Source organism: Hydrogenophilus hirschii, assembly GCF_054656675.1.
In genome coordinates, this window is sequence record NZ_BAAHXQ010000001.1 from 516,817 (window position 1) to 534,359 (window position 17,543).

A 17,543-nucleotide genomic window follows, 5' to 3' on the forward strand; every position below is an offset into this window, starting at 1 on the left:
ATGAACCCTAGAAGTTCCGTTCGGTTTCATATCGACGACACTCGGATTCGCGACATCCAAGAGTTGGTTCCGCCCATCCATGTGCTGCGGGAATTCCCGGCGACACCGGCTTCGGCGCAAACTACGTTCGAAGCCCGACAGGCGATCCACCGTATTCTCCACGGTGCGGATGAGCGCTTGGTCGTCGTAGTGGGACCCTGTTCGATTCACGATCCGGACGCGGCGATCGAATACGCCACGCGCCTCAAAAAAGAGGCTGAGCGTCTTGCGAACGAGCTGTTGATCGTCATGCGGGTCTATTTCGAAAAACCCCGAACCACTGTGGGCTGGAAGGGGTTGATCAACGATCCGTACTTGGACGGTACCTATCGCATCAATGATGGCATTCGCATCGCGCGCAAACTCCTCTGCGAGATCACGGAGATGGGGCTCCCGGCTGGAACCGAATTCCTCGACATGATCACGCCGCAATACATCGCCGACTTGATCGCGTGGGGGGCAATCGGTGCCCGCACCACGGAAAGCCAAGTCCATCGCGAATTGGCCTCTGGGCTCTCCTGCCCAGTGGGTTTCAAGAATGGTACCGACGGCAACGTCAAGATCGCAATCGACGCGATCAAAGCGGCGCAGGCACCGCACCACTTCCTTTCGGTGACCAAGGCGGGCCACTCGGCGATCGTGAGCACCGCGGGGAACGAAGATTGTCATATTATTTTACGCGGCGGCAAAGCGCCCAACTACGACGCGGCAAGCGTGCAAGCGGCGTGCCAGGAGATGGCGAACGCCGGTTTGCCGGCGCGTATCATGGTCGATTGTTCCCATGGGAACAGCCGGAAAGATCACCGTCGTCAAGCAGAAGTGGCGCAAGCGGTAATGGATCAACTGGCGCAAGGGGAGGAGCGCATCATCGGCGTGATGATCGAATCCCACCTCAAAGAGGGGCGCCAGGATCTGATTCCGGGGCAACCGCTCGAATACGGCAAAAGCATCACGGATGCCTGCATCGGTTGGGAAGATACCGTCCATATCCTGGACGGTTTGGCGCATGCCGTGCAGTTGCGACGGGCGGTGCTGGCGCAACGCGGCGACTGACCGGTAGCCGCCCCGTCAGCGGGATTTCGGGGCGTCGAGCCGCTTCTGCCACAAGACATCCGGGGTACCGCTTCGCGCGTTGAGGGTGCGCGCCAGCACGAACAAGAGGTCTGAGAGGCGGTTGAGATAGCGCGCAACAACCGGACGCAGCCGCTCTTGGGGCTCCACACGTGCCAAGCGTACCACTTCCCGTTCCGCGCGGCGGCAGACGGTGCGCGCCAAATGCGCAAGCGCGGCGGCGCGCGTGCCACCTGGCAAAATGAAATCCTTGAGCGGCGGCAGCGTTTCGTTGAGCCGATCGAGCGCTTGCTCCAATTCATCGACCCGGCTTTCGGCAAAGAGCGCCATACCCGGTAGGCACAATTCTCCCCCCAGATCGAACAGTTCGTGTTGGAGGCGGACGATCAGCGCAGCAAGATCCTCCGGAAGGGGTTCGCAAGCCAGTAGCCCCAGAATGGCGTTGAGTTCGTCTACGGTGCCGATGGCTTCGATGCGCGGATCGTCCTTGCCGGTGCGTTCGCCCGAACCCAAGCCGGTGGTGCCGTTGTCGCCGGTTCGTGTGTAGATTTTGCTGAGGCGATGTCCCATCGCGCTTCCTTCCCGAGTGGTCTGTACGCGGCGATTGTACCGGAAAGCCGATCGTGCAGCTTGGTGAAAACGACTGGCGTTGTGCTACAATCTCCCGCTCACGCGGAGAGGTGGGTGAGTGGTTTAAACCGCACGCCTGGAGAGCGTGTTCAGGGTGATACCCTGACGCGGGTTCGAATCCCGCCCTCTCCGCCAGCGCGAACGCAAAAAGGGGTTTACAACGGACGGTCGCGCCAGTATAATTCGCTTTCTCTGCTGTGGGGGTATAGCTCAGTTGGTAGAGCACTTGCATGGCATGCAAGGGGTCAGCGGTTCGAATCCGCTTACCTCCACCAGGAAGGTTGAGGTTAAAAGCAGCGTCCCTATCGTCTAGAGGCCTAGGACACCGCCCTTTCACGGCGGTAACGGGGGTTCGAATCCCCCTAGGGACGCCAAAGGTTGAACGCGGAGCGGTAGTTCAGTCGGTTAGAATACCGGCCTGTCACGCCGGGGGTCGCGGGTTCGAGTCCCGTCCGCTCCGCCAGTTTTGGGCAGCGTCCCTATCGTCTAGAGGCCTAGGACACCGCCCTTTCACGGCGGTAACGGGGGTTCGAATCCCCCTAGGGACGCCAAAAAGGTTGAACGCGGAGCGGTAGTTCAGTCGGTTAGAATACCGGCCTGTCACGCCGGGGGTCGCGGGTTCGAGTCCCGTCCGCTCCGCCAACCACTCAGTGTCATGCAAAGAAAAAAGCCACCGCTCGGTGGCTCTTTTCTTTTGCGAAGCGTCGCATTGACGGTCACAGCCGATCGCCGCGTGCGAAAAAGGGGCCATTGCCGCTACGCTTGCTGCATGAAGCAACGCCGCGGCTGCACTGGCCACGCCTGCAAAAGCGCCGCGGCATACTATGGCTATGCCCGCTGAAGCGCTACGGCCGCTACGCCCGCCGCATCGATTCGAAAAACTCGGCGTTGTTCTTCGTGGCTTTGATCTTGTCGAGCAAAAACTCGGTGGCCTCGAGATCGTCCATGCCGTACAGGAGTTTGCGCAGCACCCATATTTTCGGCAGGACCGAGGGGTCCAGAAGCAGCTCTTCGCGGCGGGTGCCTGAGCGGTTCACGTTGATCGCCGGATAGACCCGTTTTTCCGCCATGCGGCGATCCAGGTGCAGTTCCATGTTGCCGGTGCCTTTGAACTCTTCGTAGATCACGTCGTCCATTCGGCTGCCGGTGTCGATCAGCGCCGTGGCGATGATCGTCAGACTTCCCCCTTCTTCGATATTGCGCGCGGCACCAAAGAAGCGTTTGGGCTTTTGCAGCGCGTTGGCGTCGACCCCACCCGTGAGCACTTTTCCGGACGCCGGCACGACCGTGTTATACGCCCGCGCCAAGCGCGTCAGCGAATCGAGCAGAATTACCACGTCCTTTTTGTGTTCGGTGAGGCGTTTTGCTTTTTCGATCACCATTTCGGCTACCTGCACGTGGCGCGTCGCGGGTTCGTCGAACGTCGATGCGATCACTTCTCCGCGCACGGAACGCTGCATTTCGGTGACCTCTTCCGGGCGCTCGTCGATCAAAAGCACCATGAGCACCGCTTCGGGATGGTTCGACGCGATCGCGTGCGCGATGTGTTGCAGCATCACGGTCTTGCCGCTTTTGGGGGGCGCAACGATGAGACCGCGCTGTCCTTTGCCGATGGGGGCAATGATGTCGATCACTCGGCCGGTGAGGTTCTCTTCGCTGCGGATATCGCGTTCCAGGCGAAAGGGTTCGTTGGGGTGCAGCGGCGTGAGGTTCTCGAAGAGGATCTTGCGCTTGCAGACTTCGGGCGGATCGCCGTTGATGTGGTCGATCTTGGTTAGCGCAAAGTAGCGTTCGCTATCTTTAGGGGTGCGAATCTCCCCTTCGATCGTGTCGCCGGTATGGAGGTTATAGCGGCGGATTTGCGAAGGGGAGACATAGATGTCGTCGGGGCTTGCGAGGTACGAAGTGTCCGGCGAGCGAAGAAAACCGAAACCATCCGGGAGAATCTCTAGGACACCACCACCGTAGATCGGTTCTCCCCGTTTGGCGCGTTGTTTGAGAATCGCAAACACCAATTCGTGCTTGCGCAAACGGTTCGCGTTTTCGATCCCGGTTTCGCTGGCCAAGGTCAACAGTTCACTGACGTGAAGCGTTTTGAGTTCGGAGAGATGCATGATGGTTCGCTATCGGATACTGAAACTGAACAGTGAGGAACCCGAACAGCACGGGTCCTGAACGATCAAAAAGTGAGCGGTTGGGGGAAAGCGAAGGCTGCCCGAACGGGGGTCGAGCAGCGCGTGTAAAATTTTAGAGGTGGCTATCGATGAACGCGGTCAGTTGCGACTTGGAAAGCGCGCCCACGCGGGTTGCTTCCACGTTGCCGTTTTTGAAGAGCATGAGCGTGGGGATGCCGCGCACGCCGAACTTACTGGGCGTTTCCGGATTGTCGTCGATGTTGAGTTTGCAGACTTTGAGTTTGCCTGCATACGCTTCAGCGATTTCGTCCAGGATCGGCGCGATCATTTTACAGGGACCACACCATTCTGCCCAGAAATCGAGCAGCACCGGCATTTCGGATTTGACCACTTCCTGTTCGAACGTGGCGTCGCTCACGTGATGGATGTGTTCGCTCATGAGACACTCGAATCCAATGGGGTTGAGGAGGAATAAAAAGACGTGCCCGAACGATACGTCAGCGTGCGCGCTTTGTCAATGGTTGTATGCCCTCAGAAGCATAGAACGAAGGGGTGGGATGTGGCATCATGTGCACACCGTGTTCAAACAAGGAGCGTGCCATGACCTATGTCGTCACTGAAGCCTGCATCAAATGCAAATATACCGATTGCGTCGATGTCTGCCCGGTGGATTGTTTCCGTGAAGGGCCCAATTTTTTGGTGATCGACCCGGACGAGTGCATCGACTGTTCGTTGTGTGTCCCCGAGTGCCCGGTTGAGGCGATCTACGCCGAAGACGATGTGCCCGAGGATCAGCGCGAGTTCATTGCGCTCAATGCGGAATTGGCCAAACAGTGGCCGCCGATCGTCGAGCGCCATGAGCCGCTTCCTGACGCCGACCAGTGGGCGGGTGTGAAGGAGAAAAAACATCTGTTGCAGCGATAATCGGTTTCGATTATAATGAGTTCGAACGTTTGTTTGAACCTTCTTATTTAGGAGAAGGTGATGAAAGTTCGCGAAATTTTGGCGGTCAAAGGCAACGCATTGTTTACGGTCTCCCCGGCGGCGACGCTCAAAGAGGCGGTGGCAACCATGGTGCAAGAGGATATCGGTTCCTTGGTCGTTTTCGATGGGGGGCGCCTGGTCGGTTTATTGACCTTCCGGGAAGCGCTCAAAGCGATTGCCCAAGCCGGTGCGGCCTGGGAGCAGCGCCCCGTGCGGGAGACGATGCTTGCGGCGCCGATGACCGTTTCGCCGGACACCGAAGTCGAGCCGTTGCGTGAACAGATGGTGCGCGTGCACCAGCGCTATTTCCCCGTGATGGATAGGGAGACGTTGCTGGGTGTGGTGTCGTTTCACGACGTCGCGAAAGCGGTTCTCGAAGAGCAAAGTTTCGAAAATCGAGCGCTCAAGGCGTTCATCAAAGGGATTCAAGACGAAGAAGCCTCCCGCTGACGGGGACGTTGCTTGCGATACGGACGGCAGGGCGGCTTCGGTGTGCGTCTGAAACGAGTCGTTGTACCGGAGGAGAAACCCATGGAGAAAATCTGGCTCAAAAGCTATCCGGAAGGCGTGCCTGCCGAAATCGGACCACTTCCTTATTCATCGCTGGGTGACCTGTTTGCGCAATCGGTAGCCCGCTACGCCGATCGCCCTGCCGCGGCGTGTATGGGGCGGGTGCTGACCTATCGTGAGCTGGACGAGCAGTCGCGCGCTTTTGCCGCGTACCTGCAGCAAGTGATTCAATTGCCGAAAGGGGCGCGGGTCGCCCTCATGATGCCCAACGTCCTGCAATACATGGTTGCGCTCTTTGGCGTGCTGCGCGCGGGCTATGTGGTGGTGAACGTCAACCCGCTCTATACCCCGCGGGAGCTCGAGCACCAGTTGAAAGACTCCGGCGCAGAGGCGATCGTCATCCTAGAGAACTTTGCCCATACCTTGGAAGCGGCAATTGCGCATGGTGTTCGAGTGCCCCACATCATCGTCACGTCGTTGGGGGATCTTTTCCCAGGGTTGAAAGGGGCGATCACCAACTTTGTCGTCCGGTATGTGAAAAAGATGGTCCCAGCTTGGCGCCTGCCTCAGGTAACCCGCTGGCAGGAAGCGCTGGCGGCGGGTGCCAAAACCACGTTGCAGCCGGTTGCGGTTGGCCCCGAGGACATTGCGTTTCTACAATACACCGGTGGCACCACCGGGGTTGCGAAGGGGGCGGTGCTACTACATCGCAATATCCTTTCGAACGTCGCGCAGGCCACCGCATGGATTCGCGAGGCGGTCAAGGAAGGGGAAGAGATCGTCATCACGGCGCTGCCGCTCTACCATATCTTTGCGCTGACCGCAAACTGCATGACCTTTACTGCGCTGGGTGGCCTCAATGTGCTGATTCCCAATCCTCGGGACATTCCGGGGTTCGTCAAAGAGCTCGGCAAGTGGCGCTTCACGGCAATGACCGGGGTCAATACGCTCTTCAACGCGCTCTTGAACCACCCCGAGTTTGCCAAACTCGATTTTTCGGCGCTCAAGGTCACGCTCGGCGGCGGCATGGCAGTACAGGAAGCCGTCGCGAAACGGTGGAAACAGGTAACCGGCAAGCCCCTTTTGGAAGCCTATGGCTTGACGGAAACGTCGCCGGCGGTGACGATCAATCCGATGACGCTTCACGAGTACAACCACTCGATTGGCCTGCCGTTGCCCTCGACAGAGATCTCCATACGCTCGGACGCTGGTGCCGAATTGCCCGTTGGTGCCGAAGGGGAACTCTGTGTGCGTGGTCCGCAGGTGATGAAAGAATATTGGAATCGTCCCGACGAAACGGCGAAAGTGTTTACCGAAGATGGGTTCTTGCGGACGGGTGACGTGGCCAAAATCGATGAAAACGGCTTTGTCTATCTGGTCGACCGCAAAAAGGACATGATTCTGGTCTCCGGTTTCAACGTCTATCCCAACGAAGTCGAGGACGTGATTGCGCTCCATCCGGGCGTGCTCGAGGTGGCGGTGATCGGGGTGCCGGACGAAAAAAGTGGCGAAGTGGTGAAGGCGTTCGTGGTGAAGAGAGACCCGGCGCTTACCGAAGAAGCGATCATCGCATGGTGCCGCGAGCGGCTCACGGGGTACAAAGTTCCGAAACGTGTCGAATTCCGCGACGAACTGCCGAAGACCAACGTCGGCAAGATCCTGCGCCGCGCGCTTCGGGAGAAACGGGCGGAAAAGGTCGCCAAGGGGCAATAACGGGAAGGGGACCTGCCCCTAACTCAGCACTTGCGGTTCAGCAAAGGGCGAGACGCCGTACCAGTGGGGTTTTCCCTACTATCGCGTTCGCCCTTTTTTCTTTATCCTTTGATTACCCAACAGTTGTTGGGATGGAAACCTGGAGGATAGGTGATGAAGCAAAAAAACCTTTTGGCAGCGGTTGGCGCTGCACTGACCGTTGCGGCGGTGGCACCCGCACAAGCCGGCGAAACCATGGACGCGATCAAAGCGCGCGGCGAGATCCGTTGCGGCGTGAGCGACGGGCTCCCTGGCTTTTCGTACACCGATGAAAAAGGGGTGGTCCGTGGGATCGACGCCGACTTCTGCCGTGCGCTCGCAGCCGCGGTCTTCGGTGATGCGAACAAAGTGAAATTTACGCCGCTCACCGCCAAAGAGCGGTTCACGGCGCTGCAGTCCGGTGAAATCGATGTGCTCAGCCGCAATACCACCTGGACGATGTCGCGCGACACCGGCATGGGGATGGTCTTCCCGGCTGCGGTCGTTTACTACGATGGTCAAGGCTTCTTGGTGAACAAGAAGCTTGGCGTGAAGAGCGCGAAAGAGCTCGACGGCGCTACGGTCTGCATCCAGGCAGGGACGACCACCGAACTCAACCTGGCCGACTACTTCCGCACCCACAAGATGAAATATACGCCGATCACCTACGACAAATCGGACGAATCGGCGAAAGGGCTTGAAGCTGGCCGCTGCGACGTGCTGACCTCGGACCAGTCGCAGCTCTACGCGCAGCGGATCAAGATGGCGAATCCGGACCAATACGTCGTCCTGCCGGAAGTGATCTCGAAAGAGCCGTTGGGCCCCGTGGTGCGCCCGGGTGATCACGAATGGTTCAGCACCGTGCGCTGGACCCACTACGCGATGCTCATCGCCGAAGAGTTCGGCGTGACCTCGAAGAACGTCGATGAGATGAAGAAATCGAACAACCCAGAAATTCGCCGCCTCCTTGGCGTCGACGCCGATTTCGGCAAAGCGATCGGATTGCCGCAAGACTGGGCATACCAAGTGATCAAACAAGTGGGTAACTACGGCGAATCGTTCGAGCGTAACGTCGGCAAAGGAAGCCCGCTCAAGATCGAGCGTGGCCTCAACGCGTTGTGGACGCAGGGTGGCCTGCAGTATGCGCCGCCGATTCGCTGATCGCCATCGTTTGACTCTCTTCTGACTGAGTGCGGACCCCCTGTCGGAATGGGCAGGGGCTTCCTTTTCGTTCCAGCCGCGAGAATGGTCATGAAACCTTCACGGAGTGCGTTTCTTTCCTGGATCTACGATCCCAAAATCCGAGGAATCATCGCGCAGGTCGTCACCCTCATCGTTTTAGGGCTTTTGGTTGGTTGGCTTGCGCACAACGCGATCGTGAACCTCGCTGCGCGCGGGATCGCATCGGGTTTCGATTTCCTGAACGACCCGGCCGGATTCGGCATTCTGCAAACCCTGATCCCGTACACGGAATCGGACACCTACGCGCGGGTTTTCGTCATCGGACTGTTGAACACCTTACTGGTTTCTGCGCTGGGGATCGTCGCCGCGACGATTCTGGGCTTCATCATGGGGGTGGCGCGCCTTTCGAAAAACGCGTTGGTTTCGGCGCTGGCAACCGTCTATATCGAAACCTTTCGCAACATCCCTCCGCTTTTGCAGATTTTCTTCTGGTATTTCGCAGTGTTGCAAGCGATGCCGTCTCCACGGCAGAGCTTGGGATGGTTCGATGCCGTTTTCCTCAATATTCGCGGTCTCTATCTGCCGCGCCCCATACCTACAGAAGCGGTCACCGCATTTGTCGTTGCGGTGGTGCTGGCGTTCGTCCTCTGGTGGGTGATCGCACGTTGGGCCAAACGCCGTCAGGACGAGACGGGACAACCGTTCCCGGTTTTTTGGACCGGACTGGGGTTGGTGGTGCTCCTGCCGTACCTGGCTAGCCTCATCTTCGGTTCGCCGTTTACCTGGGAAGTCCCGCGCCTGCGTGGCTTCAACTTCGTGGGCGGCTGGGTAATGATCCCTGAGCTCGTGGCGTTGTGGGTGGCGTTGTCGATCTATACCTCCGCATTCATCGCGGAGATCGTGCGCGCAGGGATCTTGGCGGTGCCGCACGGGCAAACGGAAGCGGCGATGGCGCTGGGGCTGACGTCGCAGCAGCGGTTGCGGTTGGTAATCCTGCCGCAAGCGATGCGGGTGATCATTCCGCCGCTTACCAGCCAATACCTCAATTTGACGAAAAACTCGTCGCTGGCAGCAGCGATCGGCTACCCGGACATCGTCGGGCTATTTGCCGGTACGGTACTCAACCAGACCGGGCAGGCGATCGAAACCATCGCGATGGCGATGGCGGTCTATTTGACGATCAGCATCATGATTTCGCTGTTCATGAACTGGTACAACAAGCGCATGGCGCTGGTGGAGCGATAAGGAGCGACTGGGCTTATGACACACGAAACCGCACCCTCGCTGCAACCACCCAAAGTGATCTTTTCTCCCATCGGGTGGATGCGCGAACACCTCTTTTCCAGCGTCTGGAACTCCATCCTCACCCTGATCACACTCTATATCCTATGGTTGCTGGTGCCGCCGGTGATCGAATGGGCGTTCCTCAAAGCCTCCTGGGTGGGGACATCCCGCGACGATTGCACACCTGGCGGCGCGTGCTGGGTCTTCATCGCGCAGCGCTGGTCGCAGTTCATGTACGGGTTCTACCCAGAGGCGTTGCGTTGGCGCGTCGACCTTGCCGGGATCTTGGCTGTGCTCTGGGGTGGGCCGCTCCTTTTCCAGCGCTTTCCTTGGAAAAAGCTGTTTGGCTTCTCATTCCTGATTGGGTACCCGCTGATTGCCTGGTGGCTGCTCTACGGCGGTGACCTTTTCGGCATGACTACGGTTCCCACCGATCAGTGGGGCGGCTTGATGCTGACCCTGGTGATCGCCGCCGTGGGGATCGCAGGCGCGATGCCGTTTGGCATTCTCTTTGCGTTGGGGCGGCGCTCCGAGCTGCCCGTGATCAAAGCGGTGTCGATCGCGTTCATCGAGTTTTGGCGCGGGGTACCGCTCATTTCGGTGCTCTTCATGTCCTCGGTGATGCTGCCGCTCTTCCTGCCGGAGGGGATGAACTTCGACAAACTGGTGCGTGCGCTCATCGCGGTGGTGCTCTTTCAGGCTGCCTACATCGCCGAAGTGGTGCGCGGCGGTTTGCAGGCCATTCCGAAAGGGCAGTATGAAGCGGCGCAGGCGCTGGGACTCAACTACTGGCAGATGATGGGGTTGATCATCCTGCCCCAGGCGCTCAAATTGGTGATCCCAGGAATCGTAAACACCTTCATCGCGCTCTTCAAAGATACCAGTCTGGTGATCATCATCGGCCTTTCCGACTTCTTCATGATCATTCACCGCGCCACTGTCGATCCGGCCTGGCTTGGCTTCGCCACGGAAGGGTACGTCTTCGCCGCAGCGGTCTACTGGATTTTTTGCTTCGGCATGTCGCGCTATTCGATTGCGCTGGAAAAACGGCTCAATACCGACCATCGTCGGTAATGGACGCAAGAGGAGAGTTCCAGATGAACGAAACGGCAACCGCCACTACGACGCCCAACCGGATCGCTTCGCACAAAACCGCGGAGGCGATGATCGTCATGGAGCACGTGAACAAGTGGTACGGTGACTTCCACGTGCTCAAAGACATCAACCTCACCGTTGCCCGCGGGGAACGGATCGTGCTCTGCGGCCCTTCCGGTTCGGGAAAATCGACCACCATTCGCTGCATCAACCGGCTGGAAGCGCACCAAAGCGGACGCATCGTCGTCGATGGCATCGAGCTTTCGGACGACGTGCGCCAAATCGAAGCCATCCGCAAAGAGGTGGGGATGGTGTTCCAGCACTTCAACCTTTTTCCCCACCTCACCGTGTTGGAAAACTGCACCCTGGCCCCCATTTGGGTGAAAAAGATGCCCAAAAAAGAGGCGGAAGTCATCGCGATGCACTTCTTGGAACGGGTGCGCATTCCCGATCAAGCGAACAAATATCCCGGTCAACTCTCAGGGGGGCAACAGCAGCGGGTTGCGATTGCCCGGGCGCTGTGCATGAAGCCGAAGGTGATGCTCTTCGACGAGCCCACCTCCGCGCTCGACCCTGAGATGGTGAAAGAGGTGCTCGACACCATGATCGAACTCGCGGAAGAGGGAATGACGATGCTGTGCGTCACCCACGAAATGGGCTTTGCGCGCACGGTGGCTGACCGGGTGATCTTCATGGACAAAGGCGAAATCGTCGAAGAAGCGCCGCCCGAAGTCTTCTTCACCAATCCGCAAAACGAACGGACCAAGCAGTTCCTGGGCCAGATCCTCAACCACTGATCCCCTCGAGCGCCACAAGCTTGTGGCGCTTGCCTTCTGTGAAGACGCGCCTACACTGTCCGCTATGGACAAAGGGCGCGATCGTTACTTGGTTGCCTACGACATTTGCGACCCTCGCCGGTTGGCCCGTGTCCACCGTTACCTCAATGGCTACAAGGTGGGCGGGCAAAAATCGGTCTATGAGGTGTGGGCAACGCCTGCAGAAATTGCCACGATCATTACCACCTTGCGCAAACTGATCGACGCAGAGGTCGATCGCGTGCATCTTTTTCGCCTTGACCCCCGGATGTCGATGCATGCCTACGGCATCCCAGTCGAGAGTTTTCCCAGCTACTTCGTGGTGGCATAAGGAGCAGAAGCATGAGTAGCCTCATCGTCGATCGCCGCGGCGTGCATTTGGCATTGGACGGCAATGCCATCGTCATCCGTGAAGACGAAGAACGAGTGGCAACCATCCCCATACAGCCGCTTTCCCGCGTTTTTCTCAAAGGGGATGTATCCGTCTCCGCAAACCTTCTGGGCAAATTGGGCGAGGCAGGCGTGGGGGTGATCATCCTAGCGGGAAGAAGGGGGAAACCCGCGTTGATGTTGGCGCGACCCCACAATGACGCGCGAAGACGCGTCGCGCAAATCCTCAAAGCGTTCGACGAACCCTTTGCGCTCGAATTTTCCCGAGCGCTTGTCCACCGAAAGTGTGAGGGGCAGCGCTTCTTTTTGTTGGAACTGCGTCAGCGGTACCCAGGCGTGCGCCTGGAACTCACCCATGCCATCCGGCAAATCGAAAAAGCGGCAGTGGATGCACAAAGTGCCCAATCTATTGCCGCATTACGGGGCATCGAAGGGCACGCTGCGCGGTACTACTTTTCCGGGCTCAAAGCGGTTGTGCCGGATAGCTGGGGGTTTCATGGGCGGAACCGAAGACCACCGCGGGATCCGTTCAATGCGCTGCTCTCCCTCACCTATACCCTGATGCATGCCGAAATTGCTCTGTCTCTATTTGGTGCGGGGTTCGACCCATTCGTTGGGTTTTACCATGCGCTGTCGTTTGGCCGCGAATCGCTCGCTTCGGATCTACTGGAGCCCTTGCGCGTGGTTTGTGACCGCTTCTGTCTCGAGTTGATCCGGAACGAAACCGTTCGCAAAGAACATTTCAGCCAGACCGAAAGCGGGTGCCTTCTGGGGAGCTATAGTCAAATCTGGTGTATGACCTGATCAGGCGGCGTTCCTGCTTTCGTCGGTTTCGCGTTTGTCATTGACTTCCACTCCGTCCCTGAACTTTACTCCTTCGACAACCTTGGCAAGGTAGTTGAACCCTCGTATCCGCCGCCAGCGTTTCTGTGCGCTCATTCCCAGTTTGTACAACGTTGCCAGCAGGGTGTTTCGGCTCACGCAGCCTTTGGCCTGGTCACTCCGGTGGCGAATCGTGGCAAAGGCCGACTCAATGGGATTGGTCGTGCGAATATGCACCCAGTGTTCGGCCGGAAAGTCGTAGAAGGCCAGAAGGGCCTCCCGGTCCTTTTCCAGGCAGGTCACCGCCTTCGCGTATTTGGCTTGGTATGTCGCAACGAAATGGTCGAAGGCCTTGTGGGCTGATGCCCGGTCTTCGGCCATCCAGATCTCCTGCAAGGCTTTCTTGACCTTGGGCTGAACGGCTTTGGGCAGGTAGTTCAGTACGTTGGCCGTCTTGTGCACCCAGCAGCGCTGGTGACGGGTTTCGGGATACACTTCCTCGAGCGCCGCCCAGAAGCCCAAGGCGCCGTCGCCTACTGCCAGTTTCGGCGGCACATCAAGGCCGCGCTGCTTCAGCCCCAGCAGCACCTCCCGCCAGCTCTGGGTCGATTCCCGAATGCCATCCTCGATGGTCAGAAAATGTTTCTCGCCCCATTCGTTGACGCCGATGATCACCAGGGCGCACAGCTTCTGGCCCTCGGCCCTCAGGCCGCTGTAGATGGCGTCTGCCCACCAATAAACCCAGCGCACCCCTCTCATGTCCCGCTGGCACCATTCGGTATATTCCGCTTCCCACTCCCGTTTCAGGCGGCCAATCACCGAAGCAGACAGCCCTTTTGCCTCGGGGCCGACGAGCACCTCCAGGGCCTCTTTCATCTGGCCGGTCGAGATGCCCTTCAGGTAGAGCCACGGCAGAGCGGCCTCCACCCGACGGGCCTTGCGCACATACGGCGGCACCAGTGAGGAGCGAAATACCACCGATTCCTTCCCACGGCTGCGCACCTTCGGCACCTTCACCGTTACCGGTCCTACGCCGGTCAGAATTTCCCGCTCCGGCAGATAACCATTGCGAACCACCGCACGGCGCCCCTGTTCGTCTGTCTGCCCCTCATACTTTGCCAGCATCTCGGCCAGCTCCGCCTCGATCGCTTGCTGAATCAGTCGCCTGGCGCCATTGCGCAGCAACTCCGTCAACGAGTCCTCGATACCCCCTGGCATCAACAAAGAAACGATGTTATCTTTACTCATGGTGGCGTGCTCCTTTGCTGTTCATCAGTTCGGTAAAACCGATTTCAGCAGAGTACGCCGCCCTTTTCAATCACTCCGTACACCAGTTTCGAGCATAGCTCCTTCTGGGTAAGGCGGGGCGGCAACATTTTTACGGTGCGTATGAACACGCTGGCAACGACTTGCGTTCAGCTATTGAGCAAGAGGTAGAATGGCTTTCCGATTGGCTCAAAGCCGCCGAAGAACCTTTGGCTGCAGCAGAGGAAGCTTGGGAGGCATTTGCTTCAGCAAGCGACAGTTTGGCAGCTTCAGACCCGCTCGAGTGAGTGGTTCACGATGGCAACTTTTCTGATCTGCTACGATATCACGGACCCCAAGCGGCTGGCACGGACGCACCGCTATTTCACACGCGTGGCTACCCCCATCCAGTACTCCGTCTTTATTTACCAAGGCGATGAACGGAGTTTGCGTAGAATCATGGAACGCGCCGTTTGCCTGATCAACCCCAAAAAAGATGATCTGCGGTGCTACCCATTACCCGCGGGAGGATGGCGTAAGCGAATCGGTCGGGCCGTGTTGCCGGAAGGGATCCATCTCAGTGTACTGCCACCAGATCTATGAAGTACAATTAATTTTGTTTGCTCCTTGACAATTTGGTTTATCCAATGTCGCACAACCAACTGTACAAAACACACGTAGTCAAAGTGGTTAATTTTTTGGGAACAGTGGTTGTAACCCACCTGAATCCGTGGGAAACCTGTCCCCGATCAATTGCAACCATATGATTTATTGATAGAATACGGCATCTTCCTTCTTCACCCAACTGATCATGCCCCGCTTTGAAGTCCGTCAATCCGCGAAGCTGAATCTGACCTCTTACTCCGGCCTGGCGCTGATTGGGCAATGCTGCGAGGCGGCGCAGGTGGAAGCCGTGATCGATCCGCGCTTGCCGGTATCGCAAGGCATGAAGACCTCCGACTTGGTCAAGGCGATGACTGGCTTGCTCAGTCTGGGCAAGAGCGACTTCGAAGCCATCGAGCCGTTTCGGCAGGATCGCTTCTTCAAGGAAGCGCTGGGGCTGTCGAAGGTGCCGAGCAGTGCCTGGATGCGCCAGCGACTCGACGCCAAGGCCGGCGAGTTGCGGGAGCGGACGGACGAGCTGTCGGTGCGCCTGCTGGAGAGGACAAAAGCGCCGATCACGCCGCACAAAGGATTCGTGCGCTTCGAGATCGACACCTTCGTCATGGACAACAGCGATACCAAGAAGGAGGACGTCGGCCACACCTACCAAGGCGTTGATGGCTATTGCCCGATTGCGGGCTACCTGGGCAACGAAGGCTGGAACATGGGACTGGAACTGCGTGCCGGGAACTGGCATTCGGCGCTCGAGACCGAGTACTTCTACGAACGGGCGTTTCCTCGGGTCAAGCGTTTGGTCAGGGCGGATCAACCCGTCCTGATGGTCGAAGACAGCGGCTTTGACAGCGCGCGACTGCTGTTCGCCAAAGCGGAAGAACGCGACGCCTGGGCGCGTGATGGGCGCGTATTGGAATTCGTCACGAAGTGGAACCCAAGAAAGCAGGACAGAACGGCCTGGGTCAAGCGGGCCGAGGAAGCGAACGCCTTTGAAGTGACCCGACCAGGCAAGCGGGTGGGACTTCTCGACCTCCAGGTCGAGCGCGCCTGGCAGAAACAAAAGCGCACCTTCCGGCTGATCGTGCGGGTGACCGAGCGCACCATCGACAAGAAGGGACAACACCTGCTGGTGCCGGACATTGAGATCGAAGGCTGGTGGACGAGCCTCACCCTGCCGGCTGTGGAGGTGATCGAGCACTACCGGTATCACGGCACACACGAACAGTTCCATGCCGAGATCAAATCTGACCTTGATCTGGAACGGTTGCCGTCGGGCAAGTTCGACACCAACGACGTGATCCTGCATCTGGGGGCATTCGCCTACAACTGCCTGCGCCTCCTTGGCCAATTGGGCCTGACCGGCGAGATTGCGCCCATTCGCCACCCGGCCAAGCGCAGAAGGCTCAAGACGGTGTTGCAGGAGATCATGTACCGGGCGGCGAAGTTTGTGGCACATGCCAGAAAACTCATTCTCGACTTTGGCCGCGGATTTGCCGGCCATGTGCAGGTGTTCGTCGCGCTTCAGCAGCGATTGTTGCGAGCGGCATCGCCATGACGATGGTCGGGCTGAAACCCACCCCAAGGACGGATTCCGCTGCGGTGGAAGGTAGCCCTTCGCCTGAAAGCTGCAATATGACGTAACGCCGTCCCGACAAGGCCGACTTTTGCGGGCAAATACGGGTCCATCACCCCCGAAAAGATGGTCGGCATGACAATGAATCGGTCTGTCCGGCAAAAATTTCATGCCGGACAGCTCACAGGAAAGGTTTCGACTTTGGTGACCACGGATTCAGGGGAATGGGATGGGGTGATAGGGGGTTGACAAGCTTGTGGATTGCTGGGTGTGCGATGATCCACAACTGCGATCTGATCGGCTTCCAACGGGAGCGCATTCATGCTTCCGGGAGGGATTTGATACCGCTTTGCCGCGTGACTGCCCAACGCTTCTGCGATGGCACTGTTGATCCGTGATTTGTGGGGTTGGAAGTATTCGGCAAGGAGTTTCCCGTCGTTGCGGTATCGGAACGCCTCTTCAATCCGTTGGTACTCGGTGCTCATCGGATGAAAGAGCGTTTTCGCGATATTGAGGTATTCGTCGCGCGCCTCTGTCGTCTTCCAGTCGATTGGCGGGTCGCCATGGCGCGCACGCTGTGCGAGCCAATAGAGGACGGCAAATTCGGTAGGCGTCAAATCGAGCGCGAGATCGTCCGCCCATGCGGTCCGTTTTTCAGGATCCAAGACCAACCGAGGCGGTTGTTGCGCCCGCTCTGCCGCGGCAACCACTTCGCTCATCGCGGCTTCGCCGGTGAGTAGGCGGGGCGGCAGGCCGTCACGCAGCCGCACGAACGGAATTTCGGCAAGGGTGACGGTTGCGTCCCGGCAGTCGACCAGTTTGCCGTCCCGCGTCTGGATGATCCGTTCGTACGGGGTGGGGTAGAAGAAGTCCCACGTCGATTCGAAGGGTTCTGAGACCAGGACGTGGGAAAGGCGATCTTGCGGGCGGCCGTAGAGCGAAAGGGCGTACCCCAGGTAGTAGCCCATGGTTTTGCGACCACCGGCAATCGAGACGTGAAGGGCGCTTTCCGGGTCGGCAGTGAGGGTGCGGACCCAGGCAAGGATCTGATCCGCCGCAAGCCGGTTGTCCTCCGGTGTTCGGATATCTTCCAGCGGTTGTCCGGATGGGTGGGAGAGCACGTGGAGGCTGCGTTCGTCGAAATCGACGGGCCGCAGCGCATGGTCTTGGCAGAAGCGACGGAACCAACCGGGTTCTTGGGAAAACAGGGCAAGCCTGGCCCGTTTGGCGCCCTCGACGGTAGTGATGAGGTGGATTTCGGTTGGGATAAAGGGCTGCGGCTGATGGATCAGCGCGTAAAGGGTTTCGGTGACGATCTGAGGCGTGAGACCGCTTACCGCCAGCAAGATGCGTCGCGAAAAGGCTTGGGGTGCTTGGCTCGGCACCGGAATCCCCCCTGTTGTGATGGCGTATTGTTTG

General features: G+C 58.5%; 17 protein-coding genes and 6 tRNA genes. 18 read left to right on the forward strand and 5 right to left on the reverse strand.

Features of this window, described 5'->3' with window-relative positions; translation table 11 throughout:
* Positions 1–1,092: a 3-deoxy-7-phosphoheptulonate synthase AroG gene (gene aroG, locus ACYQ4Z_RS02605; protein WP_219972886.1), complete on the forward strand. Its 1,092-nt coding sequence runs from the start codon at positions 1–3 to the stop codon at positions 1,090–1,092.
* Positions 1,093–1,107: 15 nt separating this feature from the next.
* Here aroG and ACYQ4Z_RS02610 read toward each other — a convergent pair whose 3' ends face one another.
* Positions 1,108–1,680 (reverse strand): cob(I)yrinic acid a,c-diamide adenosyltransferase, encoded by a 573-nt coding sequence (locus tag ACYQ4Z_RS02610; protein ID WP_119334756.1) that lies wholly within the window; start codon positions 1,678–1,680, stop codon positions 1,108–1,110.
* Between the two features lie 104 nt (positions 1,681–1,784).
* On the opposite strand from ACYQ4Z_RS02610, the gene ACYQ4Z_RS02615 reads away from it, so the two are divergent.
* From ACYQ4Z_RS02615 to ACYQ4Z_RS02640, 6 genes are all read left to right on the forward strand, one after another.
* Positions 1,785–1,875: transfer RNA gene (locus ACYQ4Z_RS02615), tRNA-Ser, on the forward strand.
* Positions 1,876–1,939: 64 nt separating this feature from the next.
* Positions 1,940–2,015: transfer RNA gene (locus tag ACYQ4Z_RS02620), tRNA-Ala, on the forward strand.
* A 23-nt stretch (positions 2,016–2,038) separates the two neighbouring features.
* Positions 2,039–2,114 (forward strand) — tRNA-Glu (locus ACYQ4Z_RS02625).
* A gap of 12 nt (positions 2,115–2,126) precedes the next feature.
* Positions 2,127–2,203, forward strand: a tRNA-Asp gene (locus ACYQ4Z_RS02630).
* 12 nt (positions 2,204–2,215) lie between these two features.
* A tRNA-Glu gene (locus ACYQ4Z_RS02635) sits at positions 2,216–2,291 on the forward strand.
* Between the two features lie 14 nt (positions 2,292–2,305).
* Positions 2,306–2,382: transfer RNA gene (locus ACYQ4Z_RS02640), tRNA-Asp, on the forward strand.
* 212 nt (positions 2,383–2,594) lie between these two features.
* On the opposite strand, the gene rho is transcribed toward ACYQ4Z_RS02640, so the two are convergent.
* Complete coding sequence (gene rho, locus ACYQ4Z_RS02645) at positions 2,595–3,854, reverse strand: transcription termination factor Rho (RefSeq protein WP_217126610.1); 1,260 nt, start codon at positions 3,852–3,854, stop codon at positions 2,595–2,597.
* A gap of 133 nt (positions 3,855–3,987) precedes the next feature.
* The gene (gene trxA / locus ACYQ4Z_RS02650; protein ID WP_119334758.1) at positions 3,988–4,314 is read right to left on the reverse strand and encodes a thioredoxin TrxA; all 327 of its coding nucleotides are present in this window, start codon (positions 4,312–4,314) and stop codon (positions 3,988–3,990) included.
* Between the two features lie 161 nt (positions 4,315–4,475).
* Between trxA and fdxA the strand changes: the two genes are divergently transcribed.
* The 9 genes from fdxA (at position 4,476) to cas1 (ending at position 12,670) form a co-directional block, all read left to right on the forward strand.
* A complete protein-coding gene (gene fdxA, locus ACYQ4Z_RS02655; RefSeq protein ID WP_119334759.1) occupies positions 4,476–4,799 on the forward strand; it encodes a ferredoxin FdxA in 324 nt (107 codons plus the stop codon).
* A gap of 60 nt (positions 4,800–4,859) precedes the next feature.
* On the forward strand, positions 4,860–5,309 hold the full coding sequence (locus ACYQ4Z_RS02660; RefSeq protein ID WP_459859948.1) for a CBS domain-containing protein: 450 nt from the start codon (positions 4,860–4,862) through the stop codon (positions 5,307–5,309).
* Positions 5,310–5,390: 81 nt separating this feature from the next.
* Positions 5,391–7,082 (forward strand): long-chain-fatty-acid--CoA ligase, encoded by a 1,692-nt coding sequence (locus ACYQ4Z_RS02665; protein WP_459859949.1) that lies wholly within the window; start codon positions 5,391–5,393, stop codon positions 7,080–7,082.
* A gap of 153 nt (positions 7,083–7,235) precedes the next feature.
* Entirely contained in the window at positions 7,236–8,261 is a 1,026-nt protein-coding gene (locus tag ACYQ4Z_RS02670; RefSeq protein WP_219972892.1) for an amino acid ABC transporter substrate-binding protein, read from the forward strand.
* A gap of 90 nt (positions 8,262–8,351) precedes the next feature.
* A complete protein-coding gene (locus ACYQ4Z_RS02675; protein ID WP_459859950.1) occupies positions 8,352–9,527 on the forward strand; it encodes an amino acid ABC transporter permease in 1,176 nt (391 codons plus the stop codon).
* Positions 9,528–9,542: 15 nt separating this feature from the next.
* Positions 9,543–10,640: an amino acid ABC transporter permease gene (locus ACYQ4Z_RS02680; protein WP_438438776.1), complete on the forward strand. Its 1,098-nt coding sequence runs from the start codon at positions 9,543–9,545 to the stop codon at positions 10,638–10,640.
* Between the two features lie 89 nt (positions 10,641–10,729).
* Positions 10,730–11,458 carry an ATP-binding cassette domain-containing protein gene (locus tag ACYQ4Z_RS02685; RefSeq protein WP_217126620.1) on the forward strand — a complete coding sequence of 243 codons (729 nt, stop codon included), beginning with the start codon at positions 10,730–10,732 and terminating at the stop codon, positions 11,456–11,458.
* A gap of 64 nt (positions 11,459–11,522) precedes the next feature.
* The gene (gene cas2 / locus ACYQ4Z_RS02690) at positions 11,523–11,807 is read left to right on the forward strand and encodes a CRISPR-associated endonuclease Cas2 (protein WP_119334765.1); all 285 of its coding nucleotides are present in this window, start codon (positions 11,523–11,525) and stop codon (positions 11,805–11,807) included.
* 11 nt (positions 11,808–11,818) lie between these two features.
* Positions 11,819–12,670: a CRISPR-associated endonuclease Cas1 gene (gene cas1 / locus ACYQ4Z_RS02695; protein ID WP_459859951.1), complete on the forward strand. Its 852-nt coding sequence runs from the start codon at positions 11,819–11,821 to the stop codon at positions 12,668–12,670.
* Here cas1 and ACYQ4Z_RS02700 read toward each other — a convergent pair whose 3' ends face one another.
* A complete protein-coding gene (locus ACYQ4Z_RS02700) occupies positions 12,671–13,936 on the reverse strand; it encodes an IS256 family transposase (RefSeq protein WP_287683922.1) in 1,266 nt (421 codons plus the stop codon). It abuts the gene before it with no gap.
* Between the two features lie 315 nt (positions 13,937–14,251).
* On the opposite strand from ACYQ4Z_RS02700, the gene cas2 (ACYQ4Z_RS02705) reads away from it, so the two are divergent.
* Together cas2 (ACYQ4Z_RS02705) and ACYQ4Z_RS02710 are read left to right on the forward strand one after the other, a co-directional pair.
* A complete protein-coding gene (gene cas2, locus ACYQ4Z_RS02705; protein ID WP_119334767.1) occupies positions 14,252–14,536 on the forward strand; it encodes a CRISPR-associated endonuclease Cas2 in 285 nt (94 codons plus the stop codon).
* Positions 14,537–14,744: 208 nt separating this feature from the next.
* Complete coding sequence (locus ACYQ4Z_RS02710; RefSeq protein WP_169116535.1) at positions 14,745–16,106, forward strand: IS1380 family transposase; 1,362 nt, start codon at positions 14,745–14,747, stop codon at positions 16,104–16,106.
* A gap of 185 nt (positions 16,107–16,291) precedes the next feature.
* Here the strand turns inward: ACYQ4Z_RS02710 and csm6 are convergent, their stop codons facing one another.
* A complete protein-coding gene (csm6, locus tag ACYQ4Z_RS02715) occupies positions 16,292–17,509 on the reverse strand; it encodes a CRISPR-associated ring nuclease Csm6 (protein WP_459859953.1) in 1,218 nt (405 codons plus the stop codon).
* Positions 17,510–17,543 lie beyond the last annotated feature (34 nt).